At 70.4% G+C, this 15,564-nt stretch carries 11 protein-coding genes; 8 read left to right on the top strand and 3 right to left on the bottom strand.

Annotated features, from left to right (window positions below):
* Positions 1–201: 201 nt before the first annotated feature.
* Positions 202–1,062, bottom strand: coding sequence for a hypothetical protein (locus N7L95_RS04745; RefSeq protein WP_301258667.1), 861 nt, complete (start codon positions 1,060–1,062; stop codon positions 202–204).
* Between the two features lie 132 nt (positions 1,063–1,194).
* On the opposite strand from N7L95_RS04745, the gene N7L95_RS04740 reads away from it, so the two are divergent.
* Together N7L95_RS04740 and N7L95_RS04735 are read left to right on the top strand one after the other, a co-directional pair.
* Positions 1,195–2,583 carry a DUF2868 domain-containing protein gene (locus N7L95_RS04740; RefSeq protein WP_301258666.1) on the top strand — a complete coding sequence of 463 codons (1,389 nt, stop codon included), beginning with the start codon at positions 1,195–1,197 and terminating at the stop codon, positions 2,581–2,583.
* Complete coding sequence (locus tag N7L95_RS04735) at positions 2,580–4,076, top strand: GTPase domain-containing protein (RefSeq protein WP_301258665.1); 1,497 nt, start codon at positions 2,580–2,582, stop codon at positions 4,074–4,076. Before N7L95_RS04740 ends, N7L95_RS04735 begins: the two co-directional genes overlap by 4 nt.
* 306 nt (positions 4,077–4,382) lie before the next feature.
* Here N7L95_RS04735 and N7L95_RS04730 read toward each other — a convergent pair whose 3' ends face one another.
* Positions 4,383–4,802, bottom strand: a complete 420-nt coding sequence (locus N7L95_RS04730; RefSeq protein ID WP_435870088.1) for a secondary thiamine-phosphate synthase enzyme YjbQ — start codon at positions 4,800–4,802, stop codon at positions 4,383–4,385.
* A 389-nt stretch (positions 4,803–5,191) separates the two neighbouring features.
* On the opposite strand from N7L95_RS04730, the gene N7L95_RS04725 reads away from it, so the two are divergent.
* Together N7L95_RS04725 and N7L95_RS04720 are read left to right on the top strand one after the other, a co-directional pair.
* On the top strand, positions 5,192–7,144 hold the full coding sequence (locus N7L95_RS04725; RefSeq protein WP_301258663.1) for a carbohydrate binding domain-containing protein: 1,953 nt from the start codon (positions 5,192–5,194) through the stop codon (positions 7,142–7,144).
* A 245-nt stretch (positions 7,145–7,389) separates the two neighbouring features.
* On the top strand, positions 7,390–8,328 hold the full coding sequence (locus tag N7L95_RS04720) for a porin (protein ID WP_301258662.1): 939 nt from the start codon (positions 7,390–7,392) through the stop codon (positions 8,326–8,328).
* A gap of 78 nt (positions 8,329–8,406) precedes the next feature.
* Here the strand turns inward: N7L95_RS04720 and N7L95_RS04715 are convergent, their stop codons facing one another.
* Positions 8,407–9,315, bottom strand: coding sequence for a LysR family transcriptional regulator (locus N7L95_RS04715; RefSeq protein WP_301258661.1), 909 nt, complete (start codon positions 9,313–9,315; stop codon positions 8,407–8,409).
* 118 nt (positions 9,316–9,433) lie between these two features.
* Between N7L95_RS04715 and N7L95_RS04710 the strand changes: the two genes are divergently transcribed.
* The 4 genes from N7L95_RS04710 (at position 9,434) to odhB (ending at position 15,556) form a co-directional block, all read left to right on the top strand.
* Entirely contained in the window at positions 9,434–10,396 is a 963-nt protein-coding gene (locus tag N7L95_RS04710) for a Tim44 domain-containing protein (protein ID WP_301258660.1), read from the top strand.
* A 335-nt stretch (positions 10,397–10,731) separates the two neighbouring features.
* On the top strand, positions 10,732–11,010 hold the full coding sequence (locus N7L95_RS04705; RefSeq protein WP_301258659.1) for a hypothetical protein: 279 nt from the start codon (positions 10,732–10,734) through the stop codon (positions 11,008–11,010).
* A gap of 302 nt (positions 11,011–11,312) precedes the next feature.
* Positions 11,313–14,171 (top strand): 2-oxoglutarate dehydrogenase E1 component, encoded by a 2,859-nt coding sequence (locus tag N7L95_RS04700; RefSeq protein WP_435870058.1) that lies wholly within the window; start codon positions 11,313–11,315, stop codon positions 14,169–14,171.
* 104 nt (positions 14,172–14,275) lie between these two features.
* Positions 14,276–15,556 (top strand): 2-oxoglutarate dehydrogenase complex dihydrolipoyllysine-residue succinyltransferase, encoded by a 1,281-nt coding sequence (gene odhB / locus N7L95_RS04695; protein WP_301258657.1) that lies wholly within the window; start codon positions 14,276–14,278, stop codon positions 15,554–15,556.
* Positions 15,557–15,564 lie beyond the last annotated feature (8 nt).

Here is a 15,564-nt window from a genome sequence, read left to right as displayed (position 1 = left end):
AGCATCGCGGCCGATGGTGGCCGGTGTCCAGGCGCGAGAAGTTGTTAACGGCGGTCCGCCGACGCGGTCCGGCCCCTGCGGGCGCTGCGGCGCCGTGCCGTGTGGGGACGCTGGCTGCCGGGCAGGCGGGTGGCAGGGCGTGTCGGCGTGGCTGCTACTTACACTACACCGGCGGTGGTCGCGCGGCGGGCCGGCCGGGCCTCAGCCGCCAGCGTGGCGCAGCAGGTACAGCGCGTCGGGCAGCGAGTGCGCCGCCGGCAGGTAGTGGTCGATCACCAGGCCGAGCAGCACCGCCAGGACCAGCGCGCCCAGCGCGCCGCGCCAGGTGTGCCGCAGCGCGCGGCCCAGCCAGCCTTCGGCAAAGCCCTTGTAGGCGAGCGAGCCGGCCGCCGAGGCGAGCAGCAGCTCCACCGCAACTGCCACCAGCACATCCACGCCGAACAGCGCGAACAGGCCCACGCCGAACAAGCCGGCCAGCAGGGCCAGCAGGCCCAGCACCACGATGAAGGGGATGGCCACCACCGCGCCTTCGTCCGCGCCCTCCAGGACCGAGCCGGCGCCTTCCAAGGCCTGACCGGCCAGCTCGCTGACGGGGGAGTCGCCGGCGTCCCAGGACGCGTCGGCGCCGCCACCGGCAAAGTCGCCCCCGCCGTCGCCGTGCCAGGCATCGCCGCCGGTGCCCCCGCCCGTGCTTGCGCTGCTCCCGCTGGTGTCTCCAGGCAAGCCCGGGTCACCGACATCGATGCCTGCGTCGCTCTTCCGGCGGCTGAGCAGCGAGCCGGCCCAGGCCCTCAGCAGCAGCAGGTAGAAGCCGTAGCCCAGGGGCAGGGCGATGGCGTAGCGGGCCGCCAGCGACACCAGGCCCCCGTGCATCAGCAGCGCGGACGCCAGCCAGGTGGCGGCCAGCGTCAGCAAGGCGATGCAGGCGACATGCAGCCGCAGCCAGTGCCGCTGCCGCAGCTGATGGGCCAGCATCTCGCCGCGGCGGCGGATCTGCTTCAGTTGCCGGGCCAGCCGGGTCGAGGGCGAGGTGGTGGAGCGGCGGGTGTGCGGCAAGGACATGTGCAGGCGAAATGGCGGCCCGGTGGGCGCAGTGCCGGCATTGTCGTCGCGACGCGGCCTGCGGCGGCCAGCTGCGCCGGCCCCGGCCCGCCTGCACCGGCACAATGACGCAATCTGATTCCAATCCTGCGCATGACCGAATCCGACGCCCGCCTGCTGCTGCTGACCCGCGCCTTCGAGGACCCGCCCACGACCCCGTGGACCGACGCCGATGCCGCCTGGGCCACCCAGGAGGCATTGCATGTGGTGGGCGAGGCGGCTGATGCAGAGCGCCTGCTGGCCTGCCGTGCCGGGCTGGCGGTGCGCCGCCTGCAGGAGCGCGGTGCCGTGCCGGCGACAGCGCTTGCCGCCCACCCGCTGCGCGGCTGGGGCCTGCTGCTGGTGGCGGCGGCCTTCCTGCTCGGGATGGCGGGCAATGCGGCGGGAGCCTCCGGGCACATCAACCTGCTGGCGCCGCCCCTGCTGGCCTTGCTGGTGTGGAACCTGCTTGTCTACCTGGCCCTGGTGGTGGCCGCCGTGCGGCCGGGCCGCACGGCTCCCGGGCCGTTGCGGCGGGCGCTGGGTGGCCTGGCGGACGGTGCGATGCGGCGGCTGCAACGGCCTGGCGCAGCGCCGGCGCTGGCCCGCTTTGCCGCCGCCTGGCTGCACGCGGCCCGTCCGCTGCAGGCAGCCCGCGGTGCAGCCCTGCTGCATGCGGCAGCGGCCGCGCTGGCGCTGGGGGCGGTGGCCTCGCTCTACCTGCGCGGGCTGGCCTTCGAATACCGGGCGTCCTGGGACAGCACCTTCCTGGTGCCGGAGACGGTGCATGCACTGCTGCGTGCCGTGCTCGCGCCGGCCGCCTGGCTCGGTGGCATCGAGCTGCCCGGTCCGGCTGAGTTGGCGGCGCTGCGCGCCTCCAGTGGCGGCAGCGAGAACGCGGCCCGCTGGATCCACCTGCAGGCACTGACGCTGGGCTGGGCCGTGCTGCTGCCTCGCCTGGTGCTGGCGGCACTGGCGGCGCGGAAAGCAACCCGGTTCGCGCGCCGCTTTCCGCTGCCGCTGCAGGATGCCTACTTCCAGGGCCTGCTGCGCCAGCAGCGCCGCCAGCCGCTGGCGGTCCAGGTGCTGCCCTACAGCTACCACATGCCCGACGCCTTGCTGCCCGGCCTGCAGGCGGTGCTGCAGCAGGCCTTGGGCGGGCCCGTGGCGGCAGCGCTCGCGCCTGCCGTGCCGCTGGGCGGCGAGGACGACCCGGTGCGCTGGCTGCCAGCCCTGCCTGCAGGGGGCGCGCGCGTGCTGCTGTTCGCCCTCACCGCCACGCCGGAACGCGAGAACCATGGCGCCTTGCTGCGCCTGCTGCTGCAACGGGGCGAGGTGCCGGTGCGGGTGGTCATCGACGAGTCCGGCTTCCGCCAGCGTTTCGGGGCGGATGCGCAGCGCCTCGCGCAACGACGATCGGCCTGGCAGGCGCTGCTGCAGGACAGCGGCCAGGCCGCGCTGTTCGTGGACCTGTCGCAAGCGATGGTGGAGCCGCGTCCATGACGGCCGATGCCGCTGCCGCGAGCCTGTCCCTGAGCCTGGTCGCGCATACCAATGTGGGCAAGACCACGCTGGCGCGCACCCTGCTGCGCCGCGACATCGGCGAGGTGCGGGACGAGGCGCACGTCACCCGCGAGGCCGAGCCGCACACGCTGATCGAATCCGCCGCCGGCGACCGCCTGCTGTTGTGGGACACGCCGGGCTTCGGCGACAGCGTCCGCCTGGCCCGGCGGCTGCAGGCCGGCCAGGCGCTGGGCTGGTTCCTCACGGAGGTGTGGGACCGTTTCCGCGACCGCGCCTTCTGGTCGAGCCAGCGCGCCGTGCGCCATGTGCTGGAGCAGGCCGACGTGGTGCTCTACCTGGTCAACGCCTCGGAGGCGCCGGACGACGCAGGCTACCTCGATGCCGAGCTGGAAGTGCTCGGCCTGGTGGGCAAGCCGGTGCTGGTCTTGCTGAACCAGATGGGCCCGCCACAGTCACCGGCTGCCGAAGCGGCTGAACTCGAGCGATGGCGCGGGCGCATCGCGGCAGTCCCCGTGGTGCGCGGCGTCTGGGCGCTGGACGCATTCGCCCGCTGCTGGGTGCAGGAGGACACCCTGCTCGCCGCAGTGCACGCTGTGCTGCCGCCCGCGCAGCGGCCGGCCTTCGAGCGCCTGCGCGGGGCCTGGCAGGCCCGCAGCGAGGCCACCTGGCACGCCGCCATGGCGGTGCTGGCGGAGCGACTGGTGCACGCCGCACTCGACCGCGAGCCGCTGCCCGCCGACGGCTGGAGCGGCCGGCTGCGCGAGGTCGGCGCCGCCCTGGGCCTGCACCGCGGAGGACGCGCCACGCCGCGGGAGCAGGCCATGCAGCATCTGGCCGAACGGCTGGACGCCGACATCCGGGCATCCACCGACCGGCTGATCGCCCTGCACGGCCTGGCCGGCCACGCCAGCGAGCGTGTGCTGACCCGGCTGGCCGAGCACTACGCGCTGCAGGCGCCGGTGAGTGAAGGGCGTGCGGCCCTGTGGGGCGGCGCCGTCGCGGGCGCGCTGGCCGGGTTGAAGGCCGATGTGCTGAGTGGCGGCCTCACGCTGGGCGGTGGCCTGCTTGCCGGTGGCGTGCTGGGCGCGCTTGGCGCTGCCGGCCTGGCGCGCGGCTACAACCTGCTGCGAGGCGTCGAGCAGCCCATGCTGGGCTGGGCGCCCGAGGTGCTCGACGGACTCGTCCGCTCGGCCTTGTTGGGCTACCTGGCGGTGGCCCACTACGGCCGCGGCCGCGGCGACTGGACCGAGTCTGAACATCCGGCCTTCTGGCAGGAGGTGGTGCAGGCGGTGGTGGCCGAGCGGCAGGCCCAGCTCGAGCCGCTGTGGGCCGAACTCCACGCGCTGCGGCAGGAGGGGGCGGCGCCGGACGAGGCAGGCGAGGCCACCAGCCGGCTGCAGGCGTGGCTGGCGGCAGCGGGCCGGGCGGTGCTGGCGCGCCTGTATCCCGGCCTGGCCGGGCCGCGGGCCTAGGCCGCGCCGAGGCGTTCCGGTCGAGTCCGGGCGGCGGCCCCGTTTCCGGGGCGCGAGCGTGGTGTCGGAGGCGCTGGCAGCCTCGTTGAACACCCGTCGGCACGTCTGGTGGCCGGATGACCACCAGGCCGCGGGCGCCGTGCGCCGCTGGCGCCAGTGCGCCGACAGCGGCGGTGGCCTCTTGCGGCCGCCACGCCGGGCCGCGGGCTGCCGCGCCTGCCCGGCAGGTCCCGGTGCCACCCGGCGGCGCCGGGACCGGGCGGCCCCGCAGCCGGCCCGAGCGCCGCACCTCGGCCCGCATGCCGCTCACTCGCCAAGCAGGTGCAGCACCACCTCTCGGCGATGCGGCCGCAGCCGGTGCTCCCACAGGTAGACGCCTTGCCAGGTGCCCAGCGCCAGGCGCCCGTCGAGCAGCGGGATGGACAACTGGGTCTGCGTCAGCGCCGCCCGAACATGTGCCGGCATGTCGTCCGGGCCTTCCTGCGTGTGCTCGAACAGCCGGTCGCCGTCGGGCACCAGGCGCGCGAAGAACCGCTCCAGATCGGCCTGCACCTGCGGGTCGGCGTTTTCCTGCACCAGCAAGCTGGCCGAGGTGTGGCGCACGAACAGTGTCAGCAGGCCGGTGCGTTGCGCCCGTGCCTCGACCCAGCGGCGCACCGGCTGGGTGATGTCGAGCAGGCCGCGCCCGCGGGTCTGGAAAGCCAGTGTGGTGGTGTCCTGGGTCAGCATGGTGTCGAGGCAGGTGGCACGCGAAGGCGCACCGGTGAAGCTGGGGCAGGCTGGAGCTTATACAAGGGCCGCGGCGCCGCGGTGGCCCCAGCCGCGAAGACGCCGCCGCGCGCTGCGTCGCAGTGCGGGAAGGTGCCGATGCACGCCCTTGCCGAACGACTGCACGACGGTGGGCAAGGCCGCCCCCCCAACAGGCCGTGCAAGCGCGCCGCAAACCGGCCGCCGCCCGCTCCCAGCCTGGGCTGCGGGCCGGCGAGGGCGACAGCACACAGGCGACGGCTTAAGCCAACGGTACTTCCACACGTCGGGGTCTGATTCGCAGCCGCGCGCCCTCAAGCCACGGTTCAGCGATGCCGCTAAGGGGAACAGGTCAACCCGAGATCCCCATGAAACCGATTGCCACGCTTGCCCTTCTTCTCCTGCCCGCCCTGACCCTCACCGGTTGCGGCGGTGGCGGTGGGGGTGGCGGCAGCAGTGCCACCACGTCGACCACCAGCACCGATTCCCAGCCCACCGCCGATGCGCCGGAGCAGGTGATCGCACCGGCCGATTCGACGCAGGACTCCACCCCTGCGTCCACCAGCGGCTCGACGCTCATGATGACGGCGACCGCCCAGAGCGAGCCCGTGCTGCCTGCGGCGCTGACGCCCAGGTCAGGGCTTGCCGAGGTGACCCTGCAGAGCGACCCGCCGCTGGTTCCTGCGCCGGTGGTGGTCACCCGCTCGACCTTCGACGACAGCTTCACGACCCGGGCCCCGGGCTGGACCGTCAACGCCTTCGATGGCGCCACCTGGAGCGCCAGCAAGAGCTACGACGCCGCGGTGGGCACCGGTGCGCAGTCCTTCGTGCTGCTTGGCAAGGGCAGCGGCGACGCGCACCTGGTGCGCGCCTTCCCGATGAAGCAAGGCCGAGCGTATGAAGTGCGCGTGAAGTGGAAGCTGCCGGTCGGCAAGACCGCCACCCTGCAGCTGCGTCATGACCAGCAGCCCTGGGAGACGCTCACCCAGCAGGTGGTGCAAGGCACCGGCAACTGGGAACAGCTGAGCCTGAAGGCGGCCTTCCCGCATGCCGACCAGAGCGGCGGCTTCCGCGTGGCGCACCACTACCTCGACACGCCCATCCTGCTCGACGACTTCGAGCTGATCGAGTCGCGCCCCAACCTGATGGCCCAGGCACAGGGACAGGCGGTGTCACCCCTGTTCAGCGGCATGCACGTCAACAAGCTCGGCCAGCACAACAGCTGGCCGCCGCTGGGCGTGCAGATCGTGCGCCTGCATGACACCGGCACCACCTGGCGTGCGCTGCAGCCGGAGGACGCACCGGTCGACTTCAGTGGCAACGCGGCGGCGCGTCGCCTGGACTACTACGTCTTCAACCAGCGGCGCTTCGGTGGCGAGCTGATGTACACCTTCTCGGCCACGCCGACCTGGGCTGCCAGCGACCCGACGCTCATTGGCGCGGCCGGTGCCGACGGCGCGGTGTCCCCGCTCAAGGACGTGGACGCCTTCCGCCGCTTCGTGCGCCAGATGGGCCAACGCTACAAGGGCCACATCCGCTACTGGGAGATGTGGAACGAGGCCAACTACGGTGGCTTCTGGCGCGGCACCGCACAGCAGCAGGCGGAAATGACGGCCGTCGCGGCCGAGGAGTTGAAGGCCATCGACCCGGAGAACAAGATCGTCTCGGCCAACATCACCTGGCCGGGCCTGCACTGGATGGACGCCTACCTGAGCGCAGGCGCTGCAAAGCACATCGACGTGCTGGCCTACCACTACTACGGCGGCGAGAACGCGGAGGCGGCGGCCCTCTATCACTACAACGTGCGCCAGCTGGCGGCTCGCCACGGGCTGTCGCACCTGCCGATCTTCAACACCGAAGGCGATTCGACCTGCGACATCACGAGCCTGGCCTGCCCCGGTATCGACCGGCCGCTGGAGCATGCCCGCCTCAATGCCCGTGCCATGCTGACCATGGCTGCCGCCGGCGTGGGCAACTACAACTACTACTACATGGAAGGCCGCAACGCTGACAAGGCGCTGCTCTCCAGCACCGACTGGACCACCGTGACGCCGGCCGGCCTTGGCTATGCCGCAGTCAGCGGATGGCTGGCCGGGGCCACCGTGCAGGACGGCTGGTGCGGTGACGGCTGGTGCGTGCTGCGCCTGCAGGGGCGTGGCTGGGCGGTGTGGCCGGTGCGCGACAGTGTCAACGTCACACTGCCCTTCACGCCGGTCGCGGCGCGGCTGCTCGACGGCCAGCGCATCGGGGTGAGCGGCACCTCCCGGTTCCTGCTGGAAGGGCCGGTCTTCTTCGAGCAGTCGGGCGCGCCTGCCTTCTGACAGCGGGCCCGGCTGCAGCCGGCAGGCCGCGGCCGCCCGGGTCGCGGCCGGCCGGCCACCCACCACCGCGCAGGGGGCTGGCATGAGGACGTGACCCGGCTGTGACGGCCGAGCTGTGCGGTGGTGTATTCGGAAGTGTCATGGCGCCTTTGTGGCGCGCGGGCTCAATGCCGCCCGGCGACGCCTGCCTGCTTCATGAGGGGGGGCGGTGTCGCGACAACACCGAACTCACTACCGAGGACCTCATGAAAAAATCGATACTGCTGAGCACGCTCGCCCTGCTGTCCTGCGCCCCCGCCTGGGCCCAGACCACGTCCAACGTGACGCTCTACGGCCGGGTGGACCTGGGCCTCGCCCGCAACATCGGCGACGACACCCTCAAGCTGCAGGAAGGCTCGGGCAACCGGCTTGGCGTGCGCGGCAGCGAAGACCTGGGCGGCGGCCTGAAGGCCATCTTCAACATCGAGCACCGCTTCACCGCCGACGACGGCGTCGCCAACAAGACCTTCTGGCAGGGCCGCTCCGTGGTGGGGATGCAGGGCGGCTTCGGCACCGTGACGCTGGGCCGCGACTACACGCCGGCCCGCAATGTCGCCAACGCGCTCGACCCCTGGGGCGGCGACACGGTGGCCAAGCACGAGAGCAACCTGCTGGGCGACAGCAGCAAGCTGGCCCCCACCCGCAAGGCCAACGCCATCACCTACGCCAGCCCCGACTTCAGCGGCTTCAAGGCGCAGGCCCAGATCGCGCTGGACGAGGACGAGGCCACCGACACCAAGACCACCTACGGCCTCTCCCTGGGCTACGTGGGCGGGCCGCTGTCGGTGAGCTACGGCTTCGACAAGTTCGCGAAGAAGAACGCCACCTGGCATGTGGTGGGTGGCTCCTGGGACCTCGGCATGGCCAAGCTGTTGGGCGGCTTTGGCACCGGCAAGGACGCCAAGGGCGACAAGCGCCGCGCCTGGATCGTCGGCGCCGCCGCGCCGCTGGCCAGCGGCGAGCTGCGCCTGGCCTATAGCAAGCTGGAGACGAAGGACCCGGACCAGGACCTGTCGTCCAAGTTCGGCATCGGCTACCACTACCCGCTGTCCAAGCGCACCACCGTCTATGTGGATGTGGCCAACGACAGCGAAGCGAAGGAAGACAAGACCGGCGTCGACTTCGGCATCAAGCACAATTTCTGACGTTCGCCTCTGTCCAGAGCGCGACTTGCAGCCGCCCCGCGGGGCGGCTTTTTTGCGTCCGCGTGCGGCGCGGCCGCCTCATGCCGGGCTGGTGCCGCCGCCCGCCGTGGCGGCGGCCACCAGGCGCTGCACCAGCGGGTGCTGGATCTTGCGCTGCGCGGTGATGAGGTAGAAATGCTCGGCCACGTCGGTGCAATGGCCGAGCAGCGTCAGGCCGTGCACGCGCGTCAGCTCGTCGTGCGACCACTGTGGCGCCGGGAAAGCGCCACTGCCGCTGCGTCCGAAGGTGGCCAGCAGCGCGCTGTCCTCGAACTCGCCGACCACCAGCGGCCGCACGCCCACCCGCTCGAACCAGTGCTCCAGCCGTGCCCGCAGGGCCCCATGCGTGGTGGGCAGCAAGACTGGCAGCCGCCCCAGGCAGGCCGGAAAGTCCTGGGTGGCGCTTCCCAGCAGCGCGGCCGGCGCATACCAGGCCACCGGTGCCTCGCCCAGCGCATGGCTGTACAGCTTGAGGTTGGGATTGGGCGGGGCAGGGCGGTCGGACAGCACCACGTCGAGCCGATGCAGCGCCAGTTCGGCCAACAAGCGCTCAATCTCGTCCTCGTGGCACAGCAGCCGTACCTGGTGCCCCGCCATGGCGGGCTGCAAGAGCTGCGGCACGGCCAGCTTGGGCAGGCCGTCGGAAATGCCCACGGCCAGGCGCACACTGCGCTCGGTGGCCGCCTCGCGCACCAGGCCCGGCAACTGCTCGCCGAGCTGGAAGATCAGTTCGGCCTGTGCAAGTGCCGCGGCACCTGCCTCGGTCAGCGCCACGCCCCGGCCGGCCGGCTTGAGCAGCGCATGGCCCAGCGAGCGCTCCAGCTCACGCACCTGGGCACTCACGGTCTGCACCGCCATGTCGAGCCGTTGCGCCGCCCGGGCCATGCCGCCTTCCTTGGCGACGACCCAGAAATAGTAGAGGTGGCGATAGTTGAATGAGGTGGCCATGCTTCAAGTTCGGGAATTCCGAAGTATCCTTCTGCGAAACCTATGTTTTTTCAGAAGCAATTCTTGCCTATCTTCGGCAATCGCCTCATCCCTTCATCAATGCAAGGAGACCTGACTGATGAAATCCTTCCTGCTCGCCCTGTCGATTGCCGTCGCCGGGCTGGGTTTCGGCGGCCTGCCGTCCGAGGCCGAGGCCAAGCGCATTGGCGGCGGCAAGAGCGCCGGCATGCAACGCCAGATGCCCCCGCGCACCCCTGACAACACACCGGCCACCCCGGCCAACCCCAACCAGGCGTCGCCTGGCGTGCCGGCGGCTGCCGGTGCCGCCGCTGCAGCGCCGGGCAAGCGCTCATGGCTGGGCCCGGTCGCCGGCATCGCTGCGGGCCTCGGCATTGCCGCGCTGCTCAGCCATTTCGGCCTCGGCGAAGGCATGGCCAACATGCTGACCATGATGCTGATGGCGGCCGCGCTGTTCTTCGTCATCCGCTTCCTGATGCGCCGCTTCGGCGGCGGTGCGGCGCGCCAGGCTCCGGCTGGCATGCAGTTGGCCGGCGCGCATGCGCACGGCGGCAGCGGCCCCGCGCCGTTCGGTACCCCGGCAGCCGCGCAGCCGATGCAGCGCACCGCTGGCGAATTCAAGCCGGTCTCTGCCGCTGCGGCGGGCGGCATCTCGCTCGGCAAGGGCGCTTCGGCACCGGCCGGCGTCGCCGTTCCCGGCTTTGATGCGCAAGGCTTCGAGCGCGTGGCGAAGATGCTGTTCATCCGCCTGCAGGCGGCCAACGATGCCCAGGAAGTGGACGACCTGCGCAAGTTCACGACACCGGAGCTGTTTGCCTCGCTGCGCCTGGACCTGCAGGAGCGCCAGGGCGCCGCACAGCGCACCGACGTGCTGCAACTCGAGGCCGAGGTGATCCACCCGGCGCAAGAGAACGGCCAGTGGGTGGTGACGGTGCGCTTCCACGGCCTCATCCGCGAGGCGGCCGAGGCGCCGGCCGAGCCGTTCAACGAGCTGTGGCACTTCGTGCGCCCGCTCGACGAGAGCCGCGACTGGGCCATTGCCGGCATCACGCAGGCATCCTGAGCCTGCACGGCTCGGCCAAGCTGGCAGCCCGTGTGGCTGCCGGCAAAAAGGGCGGCTTCGGCCGCCCTTTTTGCTGCCCGCCGGCTGCCCTCGGGGGCTGTCACTCAAGCGTGCCGGCGACCGCCTGCCGCCTCTGGAGCCGTCGCCGCATCGGCCGCCTGCCTCTCATTCCCTATGCCGGACCACCGGCATGGGGCCGCGGGGCGCCGCAGCGGCCCTTCGCCGCGAGAGCACGAAACCGCCCGGCCTGCCAGGCGGGACGAGGCGCCAACGCTGCCAACAGGGTTCGCCGGCGCAAGGATGACTTCGATGTGAATCAGTCCTAACATGCCCGCATGCGACGCAGCCTGGTTTCCTTCTTCATCGCCGTGCCCCTGCTCGGCGCCTGCAGTTCGGTTGGCGTGGGCCTGTCGGTGCCGGTCGGCTTCGGCGGCGTCGGCGTGTCCATCGGCTCGGACGGCCGCATCGGCGGCACGGTCGGGGTGGGGCGGGGCGGCGTTGGTGTCGGCATCGGCGGCACCACCCGGTTGCCGGCGGCCGCCGAGGCGCCGCAGTCCGCCGCTTCGCAACCCGCAGCGGCGGCTTCCTCGGCCAGCGGCGGCGCCGCGCGCTGAAGCCCATCGTGGCTGCCGTCGCGATGCCTGTCCCGCCGGTTGCGGCGAGGCATCGCGGCGGCCGTGCCGGCCCTGGCATCCGCCAGATGCTTCACATGCTAAGCAGTTGCCGCAGTGGCGAGCGAGTTACAACGGTGTTAGAGTGCGCCGTCTGAAAAGCAGGTCCTTCCCGTCCCCTTTGCTGGTTTCTGTATTGATTCCAGATGAAAGGCGGGTCGCAATCCGCCAACCGGTCAAGCCGTGTCGCGGAAGGTTGTCCAACCAGCCAACAGCCCTGGAAACCGGGGTGAAAGGTGAGCGAAATGATGCAGCAATACAGGTCGAACTCGTACCTGTTCGGGGGCAATGCGCCCTATGTGGAAGAGTTGTACGAGGCCTATCTCGACAACCCCGGCTCGGTGCCGGACAACTGGCGTGCCTACTTCGATGCGCTGCAGAACGTCCCCGCCGCCGACGGCTCCGAAGCGCGTGACGTGCCGCATGCGCCGGTGATCGAATCCTTCGCCCAGCGCGCCAAGTCCAACGCCTTCGCGGTCAAGGCCAGCAGTGCCGACCTGGCCGTGGCGCGCAAGCAGGTCCACGTCCAGTCCCTCATCGCTGCCTATCGCTTCCTCGGCTCCCGCTGGGCCGACCTCGACCCGCTCAAGCGCCAGGAGCGCCCCCGCATCCCCGAGCTGGAGCCGGCGTTCTACGACCTGAGCGAGTCCGACATGGACATCACGTTCAGCGCGACGAACACCTACTTCACCAAGGCCGAGCAGATGACGCTGCGCGAGATCGTGCAGGCCTTGCGCGAGACCTACTGCGGCACCATTGGCGCCGAGTTCATGCACATCACCGAGCCGGCTGAAAAGCGCTGGTGGCAGCAGCAGCTCGAAAGCATCCGCTCCAAGCCGGTCTTCACCGCCGAGAAGAAGAAGGCCATCCTCGAGCGCCTGACCGCCGCCGAAGGCCTGGAGCGCTACCTGCACACGAAGTACGTCGGCCAGAAGCGCTTCTCGCTGGAAGGCGGCGAGAGCTTCATCGCCTCGATGGACGAGCTGATCAAGCGCGCCGGCGAAAAGGGCGTGCAGGAAATCGTCATCGGCATGGCCCACCGCGGCCGCCTGAATGTGCTGGTGAACACGCTGGGCAAGACCCCGCGCGACCTGTTCTCCGAGTTCGACCACACCGCGCCCGAAGACCTGCCGGCCGGCGACGTCAAGTACCACCAGGGCTTCTCCAGCGACGTCTCCACCCCTGGCGGCCCGGTGCACCTGAGCCTGGCCTTCAACCCCTCGCACCTGGAGATCGTCAACCCGGTGGTCGAAGGCTCGGTCAAGGCCCGCATGGACCGCCGCGGCGACAAGGCTGGCGACCAGGTGCTGCCGGTGCTGGTGCACGGCGACGCGGCCTTCGCCGGCCAGGGCGTCGTGATGGAAACGCTGGCGCTGGCCCAGACCCGTGGCTACTACACGGGCGGCACGGTGCACATCGTCATCAACAACCAGATCGGCTTCACCACCTCCGACCCGCGCGACAGCCGCTCGACGCTGTACTGCACCGACGTCGTCAAGATGATCGAGGCCCCGGTGCTGCACGTGAACGGCGATGACCCCGAGGCTGTGGTGCTGGCCACGCAGCTGGCGCTCGACTACCGCCAGGAGTTCAACAAGGACGTGGTGGTCGACATCGTCTGCTTCCGCAAGCTGGGCCACAACGAGCAGGACACCCCTTCGCTGACCCAGCCGCTGATGTACAAGAAGATCGCGGCCCACCCCGGTACCCGCAAGCTCTACGCCGACAAGCTGAGCACGCAGGGCGCCATCGCCGGCGACGAGGCCGACGAGATGGCCAAGGCCTACCGCGCCGCGATGGACGCCGGCAAGCACACGGTCGACCCGGTGCTGACCGACTACAAGAGCAAGTACGCGGTGGACTGGTCGCCCTTCCTCGGCAAGAAGTGGACCGACGCGGCCGACACCGCGCTGCCGCTGGCCGAGGTCAAGCGCCTGGCCGAGCGCATCACCACCATCCCGAGCAACTTCAAGGTGCACCCGCTGGTCGAGAAGGTCATCGCCGACCGCGCCGCGATGGGCCGTGGCGAGATCAACGTCGACTGGGGCATGGGCGAGCACCTGGCCTTCGCCTCGCTGGTGGCCAGCGGCTACCCGGTGCGCCTGTCGGGCGAGGACTGCGGCCGCGGCACCTTCGTGCACCGCCATGCCGTGCTGCATGACCAGAACCGCGAGAAGTGGGACGAGGGCAGCTACATCCCGCTGCAGAACGTGGCCGACAACCAGGCTCCGTTCGTCGTCATCGACTCCATCCTCTCCGAGGAAGCGGTGCTCGGCTTCGAATACGGCTATGCCAGCGCCGACCCCAACACCCTGGTGATCTGGGAAGCGCAGTTCGGCGACTTCGTCAACGGCGCCCAGGTGGTGATCGACCAGTTCATCGCCTCCGGCGAAGTGAAGTGGGGTCGTGCCAACGGCCTGACCCTGATGCTGCCGCACGGCTACGAAGGCCAGGGCCCCGAGCACTCCTCGGCCCGCCTGGAGCGCTTCATGCAGCTGGCCGCGGACAACAACATCCAGGTCGTGCAGCCCACCACCGCCAGCCAGATCTTCCACGTGCTGCGCCGCCAGCAGGTGCGCATGTTCCGCAAGCCGCTGGTCATCATGACGCCGAAGTCGCTGCTGCGGAACAAGGACGCCACCTCGCCGCTGGCCGAGTTCACCAAGGGCGAGTTCCGCACGGTCATCGGCGAGCTGAACCCGCAGGTGGATGCGGCCAAGGTCAAGCGCGTCATCGCCTGCTCGGGCAAGGTCTACTACGACCTGGTCAAGAAGCGCGAGGAGAAGAAGGCTGCCGACGTTGCCATCATCCGCGTCGAGCAGCTCTATCCCTTCCCGCACAAGGCCTTCGCGGCCGAGCTGAAGAAGTACCCCAACCTGGTCGATGTCGTGTGGTGCCAGGACGAGCCGCAAAACCAGGGCGCCTGGTTCTTCGTGCAGCACTACATCCACGAGAACATGAGCGAAGGCCAGAAGCTGGGTTATGCCGGCCGTCCGGCCTCGGCTTCGCCGGCAGTGGGCTACGCCCACCTGCACCAGGAGCAACAGAAGGCGCTGCTCGACCAGGCCTTCGCCAAGCTCAAGGGTTTCGTCCTCACCAAATAAGCAGCTTCGCGGTCGGGGCGGGCGCCGCCTGCCCCGCCTGACCGCCTGCGCGGCGCCGGGCCAGGGGCCGGCCGCGCCGCATCACAGACATCGAAAGACACGTTATGGCAATCGTAGAAGTCAAGGTTCCGCAGCTCTCCGAATCGGTGGCCGAAGCCACCCTGCTGCAATGGAAGAAGAAGCCCGGCGAAGCCGTGGCCCAGGACGAAATCCTGATCGAGATCGAAACCGACAAGGTCGTGCTGGAAGTGCCGGCGCCTGCCGCCGGCGTGATGGGTGAGCTGGTGGTGGCTGACGGCGGCACCGTCACCTCCGACCAGGTCATCGCCAAGATCGACACCGAAGGCAAGGCCGGTGCAGCCGCTCCCGCTGCCAGTGCTCCGGCTGCTGCGGCGCCGGCGCCTGCTGCGGCGTCGCCGGCAGCGCCTGCCGCCGCGACGGGCGGCAGCAAGTCCGACGTGGCGATGCCCGCTGCCGCCAAGCTGATGGCCGAGAACCACCTGACCGCCGGCTCGGTGGCCGGCACCGGCAAGGACGGCCGCATCACCAAGGGTGACGTGCTGGGCGCGATCGAAGGCGGTGCCAAGCCCGCCGCTGCGGTGCCCGCACCGGTGCAGGTCCCGGCGGCACCCGCCGTCGCCAAGCCCCTGCCGGCCGTGGCCGCGCCGGTGGCCAACCTGGGCGACCGCCCTGAGCAGCGCGTGCCGATGAGCCGCCTGCGTGCCCGCGTGGCCGAGCGCCTGCTGCAGTCGCAAGCCACCAACGCCATCCTGACCACGTTCAACGAAGTGAACATGGCGCCGGTGATGGAGATGCGCAAGAAGTTCCAGGAGAAGTTCGAGAAGGAGCACGGCGTCAAGCTCGGCTTCATGAGCTTCTTCGTCAAGGCGGCGGTGCATGCGCTGAAGAAGTACCCGGTGCTCAACGCCTCGGTGGACGGCAACGACATCGTCTACCACGGCTACTTCGACATCGGCATTGCCGTCGGCTCGCCGCGCGGCCTGGTGGTGCCCATCCTGCGCAACGTCGACCAGATGACCTTCGCCGAGATCGAGAAGAAGATCGCCGAATTCGGCCAGAAGGCCAAGGACGGCAAGCTGGGCCTCGAGGACCTCTCGGGCGGCACCTTCTCCATCTCCAACGGCGGCGTGTTCGGCTCGATGCTGTCCACCCCCATCATCAACCCGCCGCAGTCGGCCATCCTGGGCGTGCACGCCACCAAGGACCGCCCGGTGGTGGAGAACGGCCAGATCGTGATCCGTCCGATCAACTACCTGGCCATGTCCTATGACCACCGCATCATCGACGGCCGCGAAGCCGTGCTGGGCCTGGTGGCCATGAAGGAAGCGCTGGAAGATCCGGCCCGCCTGCTGTTCGACATCTGAGGACCCGA

The sequence above is a fragment of the Eleftheria terrae genome, from assembly GCF_030419005.1.
GTDB lineage: Bacteria > Pseudomonadota > Gammaproteobacteria > Burkholderiales > Burkholderiaceae_C > Caldimonas > Caldimonas terrae.
Note: the sequence above shows the minus strand (reverse complement) of the source record. Positions and strands in the feature narration are given on the sequence as shown.